This window comes from Bacillus sp. GW823-FHT06A11 (assembly GCF_058795355.1).
Genome location: NZ_JBXAHS010000003.1, coordinates 453572 through 469403, shown reverse-complemented (window position 1 = coordinate 469403; position 15832 = coordinate 453572). Strand labels below are relative to the sequence as shown.

Genomic DNA, 15832 nt, shown 5'->3' with positions numbered 1-15832 from the left:
AGGAGTGAACGTATGAATGTTACACTATCGCGAAGGCGAAAAGGTATTTGGATTGGACTCATCTCTTTAATTATGCTATCAAACTATTTATTGTATGCTCTTCCAATAGTACCAGCTGCGCCGAAAGAAGTTGTACTTGGGTCATTATTAGATTGCATGTTTGTCATTCCAATCATCACGTATTTCTTCATTATTCGAAAAAGGTACTCGTTAACGTATATAGTTCCTGTTGTAATAGCTGGTTATATTTTTGCAAGATTTATTATTCCAAGTGACTATTTACAAGATTTTTCATACGTTTCTTATATTATAGTTGCAGGAGAAATTGCTTTTGTATGTTTAGAGTTATTCCTTCTATATAAAATTGTTAGAAAGCTTCCTACCATAATAAAAAAATATAAAGAATATAAAAGTGAGTACTCTTCATTTTCTTATGCAATTGATGCTGCGTTTGACGCTACTATGAAAAGAAATAAATTAATAGATATCATTGTAACGGAGTGTAAGTTAATCTATTATGCATTTTTATCGTGGCGTGAAAAAGTACCAGAAGGTGAATACGTATACTCATATCACAAAAAGACTGGTGCAATAGGTGTATATATCATGATCATCCATGCGACCTTAATAGAAAGTATTGGTTTTCATTATTTGCTACACCAGTGGAATCCAGTAATAGCATGGATTTTACTTATTTTAAATGTATACGCGATGATTTATTTTATAGCTGAAATACAAGCGATGCGTAAAAATCCACTTATCGTAACAGAAGAACAAGTAATCATTCAAATTGGATTAGGAAAGAAAATTGTTATACCATTTACACAAATTGATAATATTGCGTTCTACAAGGATGAATTGCTAACGGCAAAAGAAGGGAAACAGGTATTGGATGCAACTGTTATGGAGTTCATAAAAGAACCTGCTACTTTTGAAATAACATTAAAAGAGCCAGTGAAAGCACAGTTGTTATATGGATTTTCTAAAACAGTAAGTCGTGTGCACTTAAATGTTGATGAAGAACGAAAATTTTATGATGCGGTTAAGGAAAAGTTAAAACATGAGTAATAGTGCTGTTAGTTACATAAAAACAAATGCGTTTCCGTTAGAAGTGAAAAAATATGAAACATGGATAGTGAAAAACTCTTTCTAAATAAGAAGGAGTTTTTCTTGTGTACTTGTATAAATCATTATATAAAAAACCATATACTTCTTTATCGTTAGATAAAGAAGTATATAATTGAGGATAGAACTAGTATGAGGGGAAACAAAATAATGAATAAGTTACTTACATCGAAAAGTGAAATTATAGAAAGAAAAATCCGGTATAACTCAACAATAGTAGATCACAATTGTTTATTACTTGAAAAGCAATCACAAAGTATCGTTTTATTTCACGAGGTGCAGTATTCATTTACAATGACTGCAAAAGATACTAAGTTAACAATCCCAAAAGGAAGTTATACAATCGCATATTATTGGAAAGATCGTCCGTACAATTTATACGTATGGAGAGATATAAAAGGGAAGTATTTAGGTTCCTATTTTAATATCGTAAAAAACACACAAATAAAAGGAGAAGTGGTTTCCTTCGAAGATTTAATCATCGATATTATGGTACTTCCAAATGGAGAATACTTCCTATTAGATGAGGATGAATTACCAGAACCATTAGGAAATTTCGAAGGTGGTTATGTGAACGAAGCTCTTCATTTATTAACGGATACAATTAAAACGTCCCTTCCAAAAATAATAAAAGGGACTGCTGATATCTTTAAAAATAAATAATGTTCGCTAAAACCTAGTTGACTTATCGGAAATATTTGTATAATATGTACTTAATTCCATAACGTATTGCTGATTGGAGAAACCAAAGGCATTTTATCTGTTGATAAAATGCCTTTGGTTTTTTTATTGCACAAATACTGAATCTGTTCATTTATATGAATCATTTTAAGGAGGAGAAGAAATGACTGTTTCAATTGATGGGGTATCAAAATATTTTTTGAAACAAACTGGTACTGTTCAAGTATTAGAGAATATTAATTTTCAATTAGAGAAAGGGGATTTTGTTACAGTAATTGGTCCGAGTGGGTGCGGAAAAAGTACATTACTAAAAATTGTTGCAGGTCTAGATAATGATTTTGAAGGTGAAGTTATTATTGACGGGGAGCCTATCTTAAAAACGAGCAAGAAACAAGGTTTTATTTTTCAAGAGCATAGGCTTTTTCCATGGTTAACAGTTGAAGAAAATATAGCGGCAGATTTGTCGTTAAAAGATAAGTATGTGAAAGATAAGGTGAGAGAATGGGTTGAAATCGTTCGGTTAGATGGCTTTGAAAAATCGTATCCGAAAGAAATTTCAGGCGGGATGTCACAACGTGTTGCGATAGCGAGAGCGTTATTAAGAGATCCGAATGTATTATTACTTGATGAACCTTTTGGAGCGCTGGATGCTTTTACTCGAAGTCATTTACAAGAAGTATTGCTGAATATTTGGGAGCAGAAGAAAACAACAATGATATTCGTTACACATGATATAGACGAAGCGATATATCTTTCAAACCGAATTATCATTATGAGTGCAAAACCAGGGAAAATACATAAAGTGATTGAAAATAATTTGCCTTATCCGCGAAATAAAACTTCTCAATCGTTCCAACAACTTCGAACGAAAGTATTACAGCAGTTTGAATATGGAGGGTTGATTCAAACAAGTATATAGGAAAAGGGTGATTTTATATGTATAAAAAATTTAAAATTCTTTCTTTTGCTTTAGCTATATCAGTATTTTTATTAGGATGTGAAAAAAGTACAGTAAGTAGTAAGAAAGAAGATGTAACAATACAAATTGGTATACAGCAAGGATTAAGCCCGCTATTACTAGCAAAGAAAAAGGGATGGTTTGAAGAGGAGTTTAAAAAAGAAGGAGTTAAAGTGAAATGGACAGAGTTCCAAAGTGGACCTCCTTATTTTGAAGCAATCGCATCAAACCGGTTAGACTTTGGTGAAGTAGGGAATTCTCCAGTCATTTCAGCGCAAGCAGCAGGTATTGGATTTACCGAAATCGCCAATACAAGTTATGCGAGAAAAGGAACTGGAATTCTCGTTCAAAAAGATAGCAAGATTGCGAGTGTAAAAGATTTAAAAGGTAAAAAAATTGCAGTAGCAAAAGGAAGTAGTGCCTTTAATTTATTATATAGAGCGCTTGATAAAGAAGGTATTGATGCAAAAGATGTAAATGTCATTCAATTACAACCAGATGAAGCGCAGCCTGCATTCGAATCAGGATCAGTAGATGCATGGGCGATTTGGGACCCTTTCATATCATTACATACGTTAAATAAAGGTGCGAAGGTGATTGCAGACGGTGAAACATTAAATGTCTCTTCACCAGAATTTTTAATTACGAGGACAAAATTTGCGAAAGAACATCCAGAATTAGTTGAGAAATTCCTCAAAGTTTATGAGAAAGCACGTGTATGGCAAGAGGCTAACTTAGATGAAGCAATAAAAGTGTACACTTCTGTAAAAAAGATAGATGCAGAGATTGTAAAAGAAGTGTTTAATCACGACAAACCAATTTTAGTTCCGGTAACGAAGGAAATAATAGCAGAACAACAAAAGACAGCGGATTTTCAATATAAGCTCGGTTCTATAAAGAAAGAAATTAAGACGGAAAAAGTTGTGGATAATTCTTTCGTAGAAAAAGCATTGAAAGCGAAGTGAAAAGAGGTTTTGTAAAGTGGAAAATACGAAAGCTGTTATGAAACCAGCGAGTATAACGATTAAGAAAAATGGCATAAAGAAGGTACGAAAGTTAAATGTAAAAGTTTTAGTAAGGGCGATTACTATACCGGTTATTATATTAATAATTTGGCAGTTGGCTGGCGTATTCGGTCTTGTTTCTAAAACAGTTTTACCAACACCATTAGATATTTTTCTAGCTTTCCAAGAGCTTATTAAAACAGGAGAGTTATTCGGCCATTTAAGTATTAGTGTATTCAGGGCTGCGGCTGGTTTCTTTATTGGTGGGGGCTTAGGAATCATTTTAGGAACAATTGTTGGATTTTCAACGAGAAGTGAGCAATATTTAGACCCATCTGTGCAAATGTTAAGAACTGTACCTCATTTAGCTGTTGCGCCGCTTTTTGTATTATGGTTCGGTTTTGGTGAAACATCGAAAGTGTTATTAATTGCAGATGGTGCATTTTTTCCTTTATACGTAAACGCATTTTTAGGTATTAGAGGTGTGGATTCAAAGTTATTTGATGTTGCGAGAGTGTTAGAGTTTAGCAAAAGAAAACTAATTACGAAACTAATTTTACCATCTGCATTGCCTAACCTTTTACTAGGAGCAAGGTTATCGTTAGGTGTTGCATGGGTGAGTTTAGTAGTAGCAGAACTTATGGGATCTACAGAAGGTATTGGTTATATGATTATGGATGCAAGGCAATTTTCAAATACAGATATCGTATTTGTCGGCATAATTATCTTTGCATTTGTTGGGAAGTTTTCTGACTCTCTAGTACGTTTACTAGAAGTGAAGTTTTTAAGATGGCGAGATAATTTTAAAGGTGAGACTGGGAATTAACATATAAATTATTAGGGGTAATTTATATAGAATTTGTTAGTATACGTTTCAAAATAAATAAGGGATGTGTAAAGGTATGGAATTATTATGGTTTATTCCGGCTTATGGAGATGGTCGATATTTAGGAACGACAAAACGAGGAAGAGCAGCTGAATATGGTTATTATAAGCAAGTTGCTGCGGCAGCTGATTATTTAGGATATACGGGTGTGTTACTTCCAACTGGTCAAGGATGTGAAGACCCTTGGGTGTTAGCTTCAGCTCTTGCTGCTGAAACAGAAAAACTAAAATTCTTAGTAGCAGTGAGACCAGGACTAATGTCACCTACAGTTGCAGCGAGGATGGCATCTACATTTGATAGAATTTCAGATGGGAGACTACTTATTAATGTAGTAGCTGGAGGAGATCCAGTTGAACTACAAGGAGATGGATTATATCTTGAGCATGATGAAAGATACGAAGCAGCGGATGAATTTTTAAAAGTTTGGAAATCGACATTGCAAGGTGAAACGATCTCTTTAGAAGGAAAACATATTCAAGTTACAGATAGTAAAGTTGTATTCCCGCCAGTTCAAACACCATATCCTCCTATATATTTCGGAGGATCATCAGCTGCTGGAAAAGAAGTAGCAGCTGAACATAGTGATGTATATTTAACGTGGGGAGAGCCACCAGAGCAAGTGAAAGAGAAAATAGAAGAAGTAAGAAAACTTGCAGAAGAGAAGGGGCGTACAGTACGATTTGGCATTAGATTACACGTAATTGTAAGAGAAACAGAAGAAGAAGCATGGGAAGAGGCAGAACGTTTAATTCAATATGTGGATAATGAAACAATTGAGCTTGCTCAAAAGACATTTGCAAGATATGATTCGGTTGGTCAAAAGAGGATGACACATTTAAATAAAGGTACGAGAGAGTCGTTAGAGATAAGCCCTAATTTATGGGCTGGAATCGGACTTGTAAGAGGTGGGGCAGGTACTGCACTTGTAGGCGATCCGCATACAGTAGCAGAAAGGATAAAAGAATATGAATCGTTAGGAATTGATACGTTTGTTTTATCAGGATATCCGCATTTAGAAGAAGCGTATGAGGTCGCAGAATTGTTATTCCCATTATTGAAAGACGAGAAGAAAGAAGAAAATAAAATTGTTGGTGAAATGATTGCTGATGCATATGCATTAAAAAAATAGTGAGAAATAAAGTTTCACATATTTATTGCTTTATTTTGTTCACTGCCTGTTAATACGGGATAAAAAACCCGCAAGTTATTCGCTTGCGGGTTTTCATCGTAAATTATTAGAAAATATGGTAAAATTAAAGGGTAACTTAAGGTGCGGTTGGTTGTTCAATTATCACTTCTCCGAGTAGGAGGGGGGTGATAATACGTGAGTGAAATAGCGTTGCTACTGCAAGGTGGACTGTTTCTCGTTGCATTGTTAACGTTCGTCGTCGTTTTAATAGACAAGCTCAAAAAATAACAACCCACCTATGCTTATAGAATGTGGGTTGTTTTGTTTGTAAGAAACAAATAGGATAAATGAACAATCCAATCTGCTAAGTTACGTGGACTAGTGTGTAGCCGCACACTAGTCTTTTTTATTTATATACAATTTATAATTGGTTTATGTGATTGTATTGTTCTTTTCATACTCATTATAACACAGTGTCTTTTCATCAAGAAAGGAGACCGTATGTTCTGGTTCCTGTTATATAGTAGGTGCTTTTTCTTTAAACAGCCCATCCATATACTGTTTTAAACTTTGGACATAAAATTTCTGCGTATTCACATTATTTACACCGACAATCGGCGATGGAAGGTCAAATCTTTTTTCTGATAAATGAACGACAACATCAAAGATGTCAAACAAACGAATGAAGCAAAACAGGCCGTCTTTATCGCTAAGTAAAATAAAGTAATGATTTTCACTACTTGTATTTAGCGTATTCCATAAAGAACTTTTGCTTAAATCACGTACAATGCTTTTTTCTTTTAGTTCCACGAAATCTGCATTTGAGAGAATGGTAGAAATATCAATTGCATCTTGATCTTCAAAGTAGCCATCAACTGTTTGTACAGCGAATGTATAAGCCATTTTTAATACACTCATTTTATATTTACGGTTATCTAATAGTAATTCACGTTGAATAGAACTCGCTACTTTCGTTACACGTTCCTCCTTCCAAATTTCATTATGTAAGGAAATATCGTGCTTTTTACATAGTTTCATAATTAATGCATTAGAATAAAGAATCTCGTCGCTTACTTCGACAACATCAGTCTCAGCAGCCGCAAGTTCCTCACCGTGCTCATTCGTATAGAGTGGGGAATCAATTTGTCTTTTCATTTGTTCAATCTTAAATTGACTCAATTTATGCCTAATTAAAGGACGATCAATATCTGTTGTCATTTGTTCATGACAAGTATCACAAATTGAGTTTGTGAAATAATATCCACATAATATTTCTGGAATGACATATTGTTCACTAAGTTCTTTCGTATCTTTTCTGCAAATGATGCATTGTGTCATTTTTATCACCTTTACCTGCAAATTTGTATGTAATCTCATTGTAGTGTATTTATTGGTATTTTGGAATATTGTAAAGGAAAATATTATGTGAAATTCATACTTATTTTGGTACAATGAAGAGAAGTGCTAGTTTAAAGGAGGCCGTTTTTTTGAAATCAAAAGTGCACTTTTGGACATTAGAAGTGCTAATGGTTGTAGGAATCATATTTATTTGCACAAAAATATCATTTTTATTTCAACCGATTGGTATCTTCATATCAACATTGTTTTTCCCAATCTTAATCGCGCTTTTTTTATACTTCATATTTAATCCTGTATTAATCTTTTTGGAGAATAAAAAAGTACCTAGAAATTTAGCGATATTACTGTTATATCTTTTTATCATAACATTAACTGCGGTTGGCGTTGGAGTAGTTGTTCCTACGATTTCACAACAGCTAATGGACTTAGTAAAAAATATGCCAGGCTACATAAAAGAGGGGAAAGTATACATACAAGAATTATCACATCATAGGTTGTTTGAATGGTTATCTACACAAAACTACGTTTCCATTGAAACAATTGAAAAAAATGCGATTGAATACTTAAAAGATATTCCAAATACAATTACGTCGAGTGCAACGGCTTTATTTGGTATTATCACGAACGTTGCATTAGTTGTATTTACAGTACCGTTCATTTTATTTTACATGTTTAAAGATGGACATGCCTTTCCAGGAAAAGCGGTAAGTTTATTACCTGAGTCTTACCGTGAAGAGGGGCTTCGTATCATTAAGGAAACGAACGAAACATTATCTGCATATATTCAAGGGCAAGCGCTCGTTTGTATATTTGTAGGTGCGTTTACTTTTATCGGTTATTTAATTATCGATTTACCGTACGCTTTTGTTTTAGGAATTATTGCAGCATTTACAAACATCATTCCTAACTTAGGGCCATTTATTGGGGCAGCACCAGCTGTTATTGTAGGACTGTTCGTTTCTCCGATGCAAGCCTTATACGTAATTATTATCGTAACAATTGTACAACAGTTTGAAAGTAATATTATTTCACCGCGTATTATGAGCTCGAAATTAAACATTCACCCATTAACAATTATTATCCTAATTTTAGGGGTAGGTAATTTTGCTGGAATCATCGGAATGATTTTAGCAGTACCAGTTTATGCAGTAACAAAAACTGTTGTTTCGAACTTAGTGAGATTGTTTAAGACAAAGAGAAGTAATCGGAAATAGTGAAACCTGAGAAAGATACACCGCTTTTTAAGTGGTGTATCTTTTGTTTATAAATAAATAATTAAAAGCGGGTTGATTTGATTTTATTATATATTTTTTATACATCAAATTCAGTGATAAACTTGTGTGATATAAGCTCTATAAAACTATGTGGAATCCCTCTGAACTATCCAAATCATTTCCTTACAGCGTGCTATCAACATCATAATCGACTCCTTTCAATTCTATATAGTTAAACGATTAAAGGTGAGTGTAGTATTTGCTCCTACGATCTCGAATTTCATCAATAACTTGTTTATATTGTCTTTCTTGTTTTAATTCATTTTGAGATATTGTTTCTTTTTGAATTGTAATCGTTAAAAAGAAAAGGTGAAACTTCATATGTGAATTCCTCCTTTCGAATTGGAATTACAGATGACTACAGTAATGACTTTGTCTTTCTTTTACATGATCTATAGCCTGATTAATTTGTCGTTCATGAAACATTTCAGACTCAGAAAATTTATTTTTTTGAATGGTAATGGTTAAAAAGAATACTTTAAATTTCATTAGATAATTGCCCCTTTATAAGTGATTTAGAAAAAACGAGTGTAATAAGAAATTACAGATGACTACAGTAATGACTTTGTCTTTCTTTTACATGATCCATAGCCTGATTAATTTGTCGCTCATGAAACATTTCAGACTCGGAAAATGTATTTTTTTGAATGATAATGGTTAAAAAGAATACTTTAAATTTCATTGGATAATGACCCCTTTATAAGTGATTTAGAAAAGACGAGTGTAATAAGAAGATTGGCGCTCTTTTACTTCGTCCATAATGTTTTGAATGTATTGCTCACGTAAAATCTCTTTCTGTGAAAGTTTACGTTTTTGAATAGTGATAGTTAAAAAGAATGCTTTAAATTTCATTAGATTTATGACCCCTTTATAAGTGATTTAGAAAAGACGAGTGTAATAAGAAGATTGGCGCTCTTTTACTTCGTCCATAATGCTTTGGATGTGTTGCTCACGTAAAATCTCTTTCTGTGAAAGCTTACGTTTTTGAATGGTGATTGTTAAAAAGAATGCTTTAAATTTCATGAATATATTGCCCCTTTAAAATATATTTTTAATACATTTGAGTGTAGTATGAACTTTTAATGTCAGTTATTTTATCAGTCAGTTGTTTTAACTGTTGTTTACGATTGATTTCAGTTTCAGATAAAGTATTTTTTTGAAGCACAGTCGTAAAAAAGAAAATATGAAAAGTCATAAATGAATTCCTCCTTTCGAAAAGGAATTACAGGTGATCACAGTAAAGTGCTTGGCGCTCCTTAACATCATTCATAGCTTTTTCAATTTGCTCATTATGAAGAATTTCCCCTTTGGAAATTGTATTTCTTTGAATCGTAATACTTAAAAACAATACGCTAATAGTCATTGAATGTTGCTCCTTTCTTAGAAAAATAATGTAAGAGACTAAAAAATCGCGCAAAAAAACCACAGGAAGATACAGTTCTCCTATGGCTGGGCGCGAAAAAGCCACAGGAAAGTATACGACCTCCTGTGGCGAATTTATGAATTAAATGAAATAAATTACGATTTTCAATTCTCCATTAGGGTGGTCGAATTCATATTTAATTGTCCAGAAAACACAGGTGCAGTTAACGCTAAAGTTAATGCATGTAATTGTAAGTTCATCATTTCCTTCGACCTCCTTTTAGAATTTTTTTCTTACGTTAGTAAGTATATACAATTAATGGATAATTGTAAACATAAAAAATGAAAATTTTTAATTTTGATTAAAATGCGTATATTTAAAAAGGGATTTGAAAGTAAATATTGTAATTAACGAAATATCGATAAAAATGGGGGATGCTAAATGAAATATATGCATCATAACATAATCGTTATGCTAACAATTTTTTTATTTATTACGGCTTGTTCTAACGGGGAAAGAATAAAAGCTATATATGATGTTAGGTCAGATGATTTTAAGAAATATACTGGGACATACGTTGGTAATAATTCAGATGTGGTTGCAATTATTAATCATTTACCCGGTGGTGGAACAGTTCAAAGTATAAGTTTAGAAAATGAAATATAAAAGTGAACTATGGCGCAAAAGGGAGTGGGGCTCTTACAGAAGAAATGATTGAGACGTATTGGTTTGATGAGAAAGATACGATGAAGAAGAATTTTCTCTTTAACATTATTTATCTTGTAGTTTTAGTTCCAAATGCAAACAGTTACGAGTTTCAGGTAGAGAATATAAAATTTATGATGAAAAGGGAGGAAATCCTATCAATCTTGCATGGAAAATTTGATGATTTTCCAAAAGAAGATGATATATGGGATAAAAAGAAAGTAGTAAAGTTTCTTAACGATAATAATGAAAAAATTAAAATGCTTGTGGAAGATAAAGATTTTCGGAAATCTTTATTTGCTAAATATCCAGTGAGCCAGTTGAAATAATGGAGGGGAGAAGATGGAGTTAGTATACAAAATTTCTTATCATAGAATGCAGGATCATTATTTACCTAAATTAGTACAGGCAATTAGGCTCGTTAGTGAAGAAGATTTGTGGAAAAAAGAGACCTCTGTTAATTCAATTGGTGGAATCGTACTACATATTTGTGAACATTTACAGAGAAATACAAGGCGTTATAAGGATCCAAATATAGTTTTTGAAAATGGAATTGAAGAATATTTTCCAGTGAAACAAATAAGATCTGAAGCTTTGTTAAAAACTGTTGAAGAAATATTTGATGAGTGGGGCAAAGCATATATACAGGTCTGGGAAGAAAAAAGGCATATTGATCTTCAAAGTCTATTACATTTGGTTGAGCATACAAGCTATCATTTAGGGCAAGTAGTAGATCGTACAAAATGTATTGAGGGACAACAGTTTAATTTTTGTCAAAATGGTATAAATGAAAAGAATTTGAGAACAAGAGTTGAAACTTCGAATTTTTAGAAAGAGAGACATTCTTAATTGAATGACTCTCTTTTTTTGTAAAAGAAATTTATGGAAAAAAATAATTCTATGTGATATGGTTAATTACATAAGTAATGAACCTATGAACCTAAGGTGGTGAAAATGTGAAGCCGACTCTAGAACAAAATAAATTAATATACATACAAATTGCAGAAACGATTGAATCTGATATTTTAAAAGACATATTGCTTGAAGAAGAACAAGTTCCATCGACAAATCAATTTGCGAAGATGTTACAAATAAATCCGGCTACCGCAGCTAAAGGGGTGAATGTATTAGTGGATGAGGGGATTTTATATAAAAAGAGAGGGATCGGGATGTTTGTTGCAAAAGGAGCAAAAGAAGTTGTACTAAAAAAAAGACAAAATACTTTTATGACTGAATATTTACCTAAAGTGTGGGAAGAAGCGAAAGTACTAGAAATATCAAAAGATGAATTGATGGATATGATTCAAAAGATTACGAAGGAGGGGAAAGAGGGATGATTGCACTTGAAACGAAAGATGTAACGAAAAAGTATAAAAAGAAAATAGCTGTAAATGAAGTAACGATTTCATTGGAAGAGAATAAAATATATGGTTTGCTTGGAAGGAACGGAGCAGGGAAAACGACTTTATTAAATTTACTAGCAGGACAAATTACTTCAAGTAGTGGAAGTGTATCAATATTTGGTGAAGATGTTTTTGAAAATAGTAAAGCGATGCAAAATATTTGTTTCGTTAGAGTAAAAGAAGAGTCTCATTTAAGTTATAGCGTAAAAGAAATTTTTAAGATATGTAACATGTTTTATAAAAATTGGGATCAGAAGTTTGCTGAAGAACTGGCGGGTAAATTTCAGCTTAATATAACAGAGAAATACCATAAACTATCTCATGGCATGCAAACAGTTGTAGGAATTATTAAAGGGTTAGCAAGCAGAGCGACAATTACTATTTTTGATGAACCAACTACAGGATTAGACGCAGCACATCGTGAGTTATTTTATAGTTTACTACTAGAAGATTACGGGGAGTATCCCAGAACAATTATATTATCAACACATCTGGTAGAAGAAGTAACCCATGTTATTGAAGAAGTAATTATCATAAAAGAAGGTGCACTTGTTGTTCAATCAACAGTGGAAGATTTATTGCAACAAGGTCATATTATTTCAGGGCAAAAAGGTAAAGTGGAGGAGTTCTTGATTAATAAAAAAGTTATAAATAAAGAAATTTATGGGAATAAAGGTATTGCTGTTATATGGGAAGAGCTTTCTAATGAAGATTGTTACTCTCTTGAAAAAGAAGGTTTAGTAATTGATAGAATTACATTACAAAAACTATTTATTCACATGACTGGTGGTGAAGTGGAATGACGACGTTAATGAAACAATTGAGGTTACATATAAATTTTCATTATAAAGCAATTTTAATATTTTGGATTGTAGCTTTATTAATAAAAGGAGCTTTATATGCTGCTCATTTAAATGAAGCGAAAGTTGGTTATTTACCCGAAATTATCAATAATCCTTCAATTGCAATTATGATTTTTATAGTAGGGAGTGTTTTCATTGTTCAAGATGATGTATTTCGTTTAGCAGTTTCATTTGGTATAACGAGAATACAATATTTTATCGGAGCGATTTGCTATATCGTGTTGCAATCCGCATTGTTTTCATTCCTTCAAATACTGTTTTTACAAGATATAAAATATAACTTAGTAAATGTTAACTTTGGAGAGCAATTAATACAACAGTTTATTTTACAATTTTTATTTTATGTTACGATAGCATGTTTCTTTCAAGTAGTAGTAATTTTTAAGCAAAGATTTCAATGGATTGGTCTCATGATTGGTGGGTCGCTTTTCCTTTCAACAAATAGTGTGCTGTATGGAGAAGTAGGGATAAAAGGATTGTTATTTACAAATGATGTATCTTTAATAGATATCCCTTATTTTATTGTTATTTCAATTGGATTAACAATTCTTTATATCATAACTAGTAGTATATTTATTCGTAAAGTATCATTTGAACGAACAGTTTAAAATAGTGATAGATTATTCTTTTAGGGAGAAGGAAAATATATGGGAGACACGTCCTCACTAATAACCGTCTTTTTATGCATTGCACTACTAATATTTTGGCGTCGTTATCGCTCCATGCATAAGCCAATAAAGGGATCAGGAAAACGTATTTTATGGCCATTACTATTTTTAACACCAGGTATTGTATGGTTTTTAGGTCCCGTACATCCAGCTATATTACAAGTAATTATAGCGGTATTCATTGGTGTACTTTTTGCTGTACCGCTTATAGTATTAACAAATTATGAACGAAGAGATGATGGGAATATTTATACGAAAAAAAGTGCAGCTTTTTTAATTACTTTTATTGTACTTGTCTTTTTAAGATATGGTTCAAGACAATTTATCGTTGATTTAGATCAACAAACGATTGGTTTATTATTTTACGTTGTTGCAGTATCGTATATTTTTCCTTGGAGAATTGCCTGTTATATAAAGTTTAGGAAAGTTTGGCTGGAAAATAATAATCATGCTATATGAAAACTTCTCATTTGAGAAGTTTTTTTATTTTTACAGGTAAGCAAAACAAGTTGTTGAAGGGCAGGCTGTCATAGAATATGATACATATTATAATGAGGAAAAGTTGAGGGGATAAAAATGCGTACAATTTTACTTTTTCTAAACAACATGTTCATTAGCGAAATCGAGGACATTAGGCAAAAACATGATCCTTTATTTGGATTAATTCCACCGCATATTACAATTGTATTCCCATTTGAAAGTTCGATTTCAAATGATGAGCTGAAATTACATATTATAAATGTATCAAAACCGATACAGAATATAGAAATTGAATTTAAGAATCAAATTACAAGTGAAAGAGAATATTTGTTTTTACGAGTTGAAAAGGGGAAAGAACAAATAGAGGAACTACATAATATTCTATATACAGGACCTTTATTACAATTTTTGAAAGAAGACATTCCGTACATCCCGCATGTAACAGTCGGAAGAAAAGAAAGTGTCGCGTTAGCTGCTGAAGTAGTGAAGGAGATTCCTAGTTTTCATGGGAAGTTAAATTGTGTGATTGATAGAATAAGCGTGGAGCGAATTGGAGAGAACGGGGAATCAATTATTGAATTTGAAGTGCCATTTCTAAAAAGCTGACAAAAGTCAGCTTTTTATTTCGTAGCATGAAGTAATGCACCAATTGCACCGCTATTACCACCATCTTGTAAAAAGATTGGTGTTTTATTTTGATATTCGGTGTAGCTACTAATAATATGTTGAAGTTGTACGTTATTACATAAAGTCGAACCAATATAAATAATATGTTCAATGTTTTTTGTTTCAGCGAATTGAAGGCTTAATGCAGTAACGACTTCACCGACAAGTCCTTGTACAGTAGCTAGTATATCGGAGCTACTATTATTTGATTCTGTAATGGCTGCTTTTCCGAAGTTACTAGCAGTTAAGTTATTATCGATAGGGGAAAGAATACCACCATAAATATCTCCAACCGTAATATCTAGTTCTTTTCTAGATCCTACTTTTGTTAGAGGGATTACATCTTCAAAATGATCTATATTTGTTAACAATTTTGAAAGTCCCATAATAGTCCCACCGCCAACTCCGGTTCCACCAGCGCGAATATATTGTTCATTATAAACGTAATGGATAGAAGTACCTGTACCGATATTGGTTAAAATAAAATTGCGTATAGCATGTTTTTCTTCTTTTAATATGTATTGGACACCTGCAAGAGTAGCTTCAAATTCGTTTAGCTCTATTATTTTATATGAACCTGTAAGCAGTTGCTGTAATAGTTTCGATTTACCACCCGTAACACATATTTGTTTTATGCCATTGTTGTTTTTAATCCAATCTATTATTTTATGTTGTTCATGTGAATAAAATTTTTCAAAAGTTAATAGCCTTTTTTCGTTAAAATAAGCTATTTTCGTTAATGTGCCTCCAGCATCGATACCGATAGTACGTTCCATTTTCCTGCTCCTAACTACGTAATATGTTTTCCTATTTATTTTTAATTGGTTGAGAATAGATATTCCCAACTGATATAAGGAACAATTTAATCTGCTTGATATATTAATAGTTTTTCTATAGTTACAATAGGCTGGTCGTTTACAGTTGCAATACCTTTACCAAGAACAAAACCTCGGCGATTGCGCGTTAGTTCATAATGTAAATCAAGTTTATCACCGGGATATGCTTTTCCTTGGAATTCAACTCCATCTAAAGAGGAGAGGAATCCTAGTCCTTCAGAATCACTTGTATGTACAAATGCACTAAGCTGAGCAAGTGCTTCTACAATTAACATATGAGGCATATGTTTTTGATTATCATTTATAAACCATTCGTTATTTGTAATGAGTTTATATCCTGTAACGGATTCACCTTGTTTTACATTTGTTACTTTATCAGTCATTAAAAATGGATAACGATGGGGAAGAGTGTCTTTAATATGCATATGAAAG

Annotated in this window: 24 protein-coding genes and 1 pseudogene; 15 read left to right on the top strand and 10 right to left on the bottom strand. The window is 32.5% G+C overall.

Going from position 1 to position 15832, the window contains the following annotated elements:
* The first annotated feature begins 12 nt into the window (after positions 1-12).
* The 7 genes from AC1Q8L_RS16635 to AC1Q8L_RS16605 all read left to right on the top strand — a co-directional run bounded on the left by AC1Q8L_RS16635 (position 13) and on the right by AC1Q8L_RS16605 (position 6071).
* Positions 13-1068 carry a hypothetical protein gene (locus AC1Q8L_RS16635; RefSeq protein ID WP_086387415.1) on the top strand — a complete coding sequence of 352 codons (1056 nt, stop codon included), beginning with the start codon at positions 13-15 and terminating at the stop codon, positions 1066-1068.
* 207 nt (positions 1069-1275) lie between these two features.
* Entirely contained in the window at positions 1276-1788 is a 513-nt protein-coding gene (locus tag AC1Q8L_RS16630; protein ID WP_086387420.1) for a ribonuclease FAU-1 family protein, read from the top strand.
* A gap of 181 nt (positions 1789-1969) precedes the next feature.
* On the top strand, positions 1970-2725 hold the full coding sequence (locus AC1Q8L_RS16625) for an ABC transporter ATP-binding protein (RefSeq protein ID WP_000218578.1): 756 nt from the start codon (positions 1970-1972) through the stop codon (positions 2723-2725).
* A gap of 17 nt (positions 2726-2742) precedes the next feature.
* Positions 2743-3729: an aliphatic sulfonate ABC transporter substrate-binding protein gene (locus AC1Q8L_RS16620; RefSeq protein ID WP_000276914.1), complete on the top strand. Its 987-nt coding sequence runs from the start codon at positions 2743-2745 to the stop codon at positions 3727-3729.
* A gap of 16 nt (positions 3730-3745) precedes the next feature.
* Entirely contained in the window at positions 3746-4594 is an 849-nt protein-coding gene (locus AC1Q8L_RS16615) for an ABC transporter permease (RefSeq protein WP_000432135.1), read from the top strand.
* Between the two features lie 76 nt (positions 4595-4670).
* On the top strand, positions 4671-5783 hold the full coding sequence (gene ssuD, locus AC1Q8L_RS16610; protein WP_000422252.1) for an FMNH2-dependent alkanesulfonate monooxygenase: 1113 nt from the start codon (positions 4671-4673) through the stop codon (positions 5781-5783).
* Between the two features lie 195 nt (positions 5784-5978).
* Entirely contained in the window at positions 5979-6071 is a 93-nt protein-coding gene (locus AC1Q8L_RS16605; protein ID WP_001289320.1) for a putative holin-like toxin, read from the top strand.
* Positions 6072-6299: 228 nt separating this feature from the next.
* On the opposite strand, the gene AC1Q8L_RS16600 is transcribed toward AC1Q8L_RS16605, so the two are convergent.
* Positions 6300-7121: an HNH endonuclease gene (locus tag AC1Q8L_RS16600; protein ID WP_000189684.1), complete on the bottom strand. Its 822-nt coding sequence runs from the start codon at positions 7119-7121 to the stop codon at positions 6300-6302.
* Between the two features lie 149 nt (positions 7122-7270).
* Between AC1Q8L_RS16600 and AC1Q8L_RS16595 the strand changes: the two genes are divergently transcribed.
* A complete protein-coding gene (locus AC1Q8L_RS16595) occupies positions 7271-8356 on the top strand; it encodes an AI-2E family transporter (protein WP_000837892.1) in 1086 nt (361 codons plus the stop codon).
* Between the two features lie 240 nt (positions 8357-8596).
* Here AC1Q8L_RS16595 and AC1Q8L_RS16590 read toward each other — a convergent pair whose 3' ends face one another.
* The 7 genes from AC1Q8L_RS16590 to AC1Q8L_RS16560 are packed head-to-tail and all read right to left on the bottom strand — an operon-like array spanning position 8597 to position 9779.
* Positions 8597-8737 (bottom strand): YrzI family small protein, encoded by a 141-nt coding sequence (locus AC1Q8L_RS16590; RefSeq protein ID WP_000668497.1) that lies wholly within the window; start codon positions 8735-8737, stop codon positions 8597-8599.
* Between the two features lie 27 nt (positions 8738-8764).
* Positions 8765-8905, bottom strand: a complete 141-nt coding sequence (locus AC1Q8L_RS16585) for a YrzI family small protein (RefSeq protein WP_000669802.1) — start codon at positions 8903-8905, stop codon at positions 8765-8767.
* Between the two features lie 52 nt (positions 8906-8957).
* On the bottom strand, positions 8958-9098 hold the full coding sequence (locus AC1Q8L_RS16580; protein ID WP_000669797.1) for a YrzI family small protein: 141 nt from the start codon (positions 9096-9098) through the stop codon (positions 8958-8960).
* 26 nt (positions 9099-9124) lie between these two features.
* The gene (locus AC1Q8L_RS16575; RefSeq protein WP_000668968.1) at positions 9125-9268 is read right to left on the bottom strand and encodes a YrzI family small protein; all 144 of its coding nucleotides are present in this window, start codon (positions 9266-9268) and stop codon (positions 9125-9127) included.
* Positions 9269-9295: 27 nt separating this feature from the next.
* Entirely contained in the window at positions 9296-9439 is a 144-nt protein-coding gene (locus tag AC1Q8L_RS16570; protein WP_000668965.1) for a YrzI family small protein, read from the bottom strand.
* 28 nt (positions 9440-9467) lie between these two features.
* Entirely contained in the window at positions 9468-9611 is a 144-nt protein-coding gene (locus AC1Q8L_RS16565; protein ID WP_000142729.1) for a YrzI family small protein, read from the bottom strand.
* Positions 9612-9638: 27 nt separating this feature from the next.
* Positions 9639-9779 (bottom strand): YrzI family small protein, encoded by a 141-nt coding sequence (locus AC1Q8L_RS16560; RefSeq protein ID WP_000156197.1) that lies wholly within the window; start codon positions 9777-9779, stop codon positions 9639-9641.
* 441 nt (positions 9780-10220) lie between these two features.
* Between AC1Q8L_RS16560 and AC1Q8L_RS16555 the strand changes: the two are divergent.
* From AC1Q8L_RS16555 to AC1Q8L_RS16525, 7 genes and pseudogenes are all read left to right on the top strand, one after another.
* Positions 10221-10813, top strand: a pseudogene (locus AC1Q8L_RS16555) (DUF4825 domain-containing protein).
* A gap of 13 nt (positions 10814-10826) precedes the next feature.
* Positions 10827-11315, top strand: a complete 489-nt coding sequence (locus AC1Q8L_RS16550) for a DinB family protein (protein WP_000424636.1) — start codon at positions 10827-10829, stop codon at positions 11313-11315.
* A gap of 125 nt (positions 11316-11440) precedes the next feature.
* The gene (locus tag AC1Q8L_RS16545) at positions 11441-11821 is read left to right on the top strand and encodes a GntR family transcriptional regulator (protein ID WP_000805185.1); all 381 of its coding nucleotides are present in this window, start codon (positions 11441-11443) and stop codon (positions 11819-11821) included.
* The gene (locus tag AC1Q8L_RS16540; RefSeq protein ID WP_000560921.1) at positions 11818-12690 is read left to right on the top strand and encodes an ABC transporter ATP-binding protein; all 873 of its coding nucleotides are present in this window, start codon (positions 11818-11820) and stop codon (positions 12688-12690) included. Before AC1Q8L_RS16545 ends, AC1Q8L_RS16540 begins: the two co-directional genes overlap by 4 nt.
* Positions 12687-13358: a DUF4052 domain-containing protein gene (locus AC1Q8L_RS16535; RefSeq protein WP_000209601.1), complete on the top strand. Its 672-nt coding sequence runs from the start codon at positions 12687-12689 to the stop codon at positions 13356-13358. The genes AC1Q8L_RS16540 and AC1Q8L_RS16535 overlap by 4 nt, the downstream gene beginning before the upstream one ends.
* 39 nt (positions 13359-13397) lie before the next feature.
* A complete protein-coding gene (locus AC1Q8L_RS16530; protein WP_000502966.1) occupies positions 13398-13877 on the top strand; it encodes a CcdC family protein in 480 nt (159 codons plus the stop codon).
* Positions 13878-13994: 117 nt separating this feature from the next.
* Positions 13995-14504, top strand: coding sequence for a 2'-5' RNA ligase family protein (locus AC1Q8L_RS16525; protein ID WP_001259198.1), 510 nt, complete (start codon positions 13995-13997; stop codon positions 14502-14504).
* Between the two features lie 14 nt (positions 14505-14518).
* On the opposite strand, the gene coaW is transcribed toward AC1Q8L_RS16525, so the two are convergent.
* Together coaW and AC1Q8L_RS16515 are read right to left on the bottom strand one after the other, a co-directional pair.
* Positions 14519-15340, bottom strand: a complete 822-nt coding sequence (gene coaW, locus AC1Q8L_RS16520; RefSeq protein WP_000442500.1) for a type II pantothenate kinase — start codon at positions 15338-15340, stop codon at positions 14519-14521.
* 86 nt (positions 15341-15426) lie between these two features.
* Positions 15427-15825, bottom strand: a complete 399-nt coding sequence (locus AC1Q8L_RS16515; protein WP_000547673.1) for a 3-hydroxyacyl-ACP dehydratase FabZ family protein — start codon at positions 15823-15825, stop codon at positions 15427-15429.
* Positions 15826-15832: the final 7 nt, after the last annotated feature.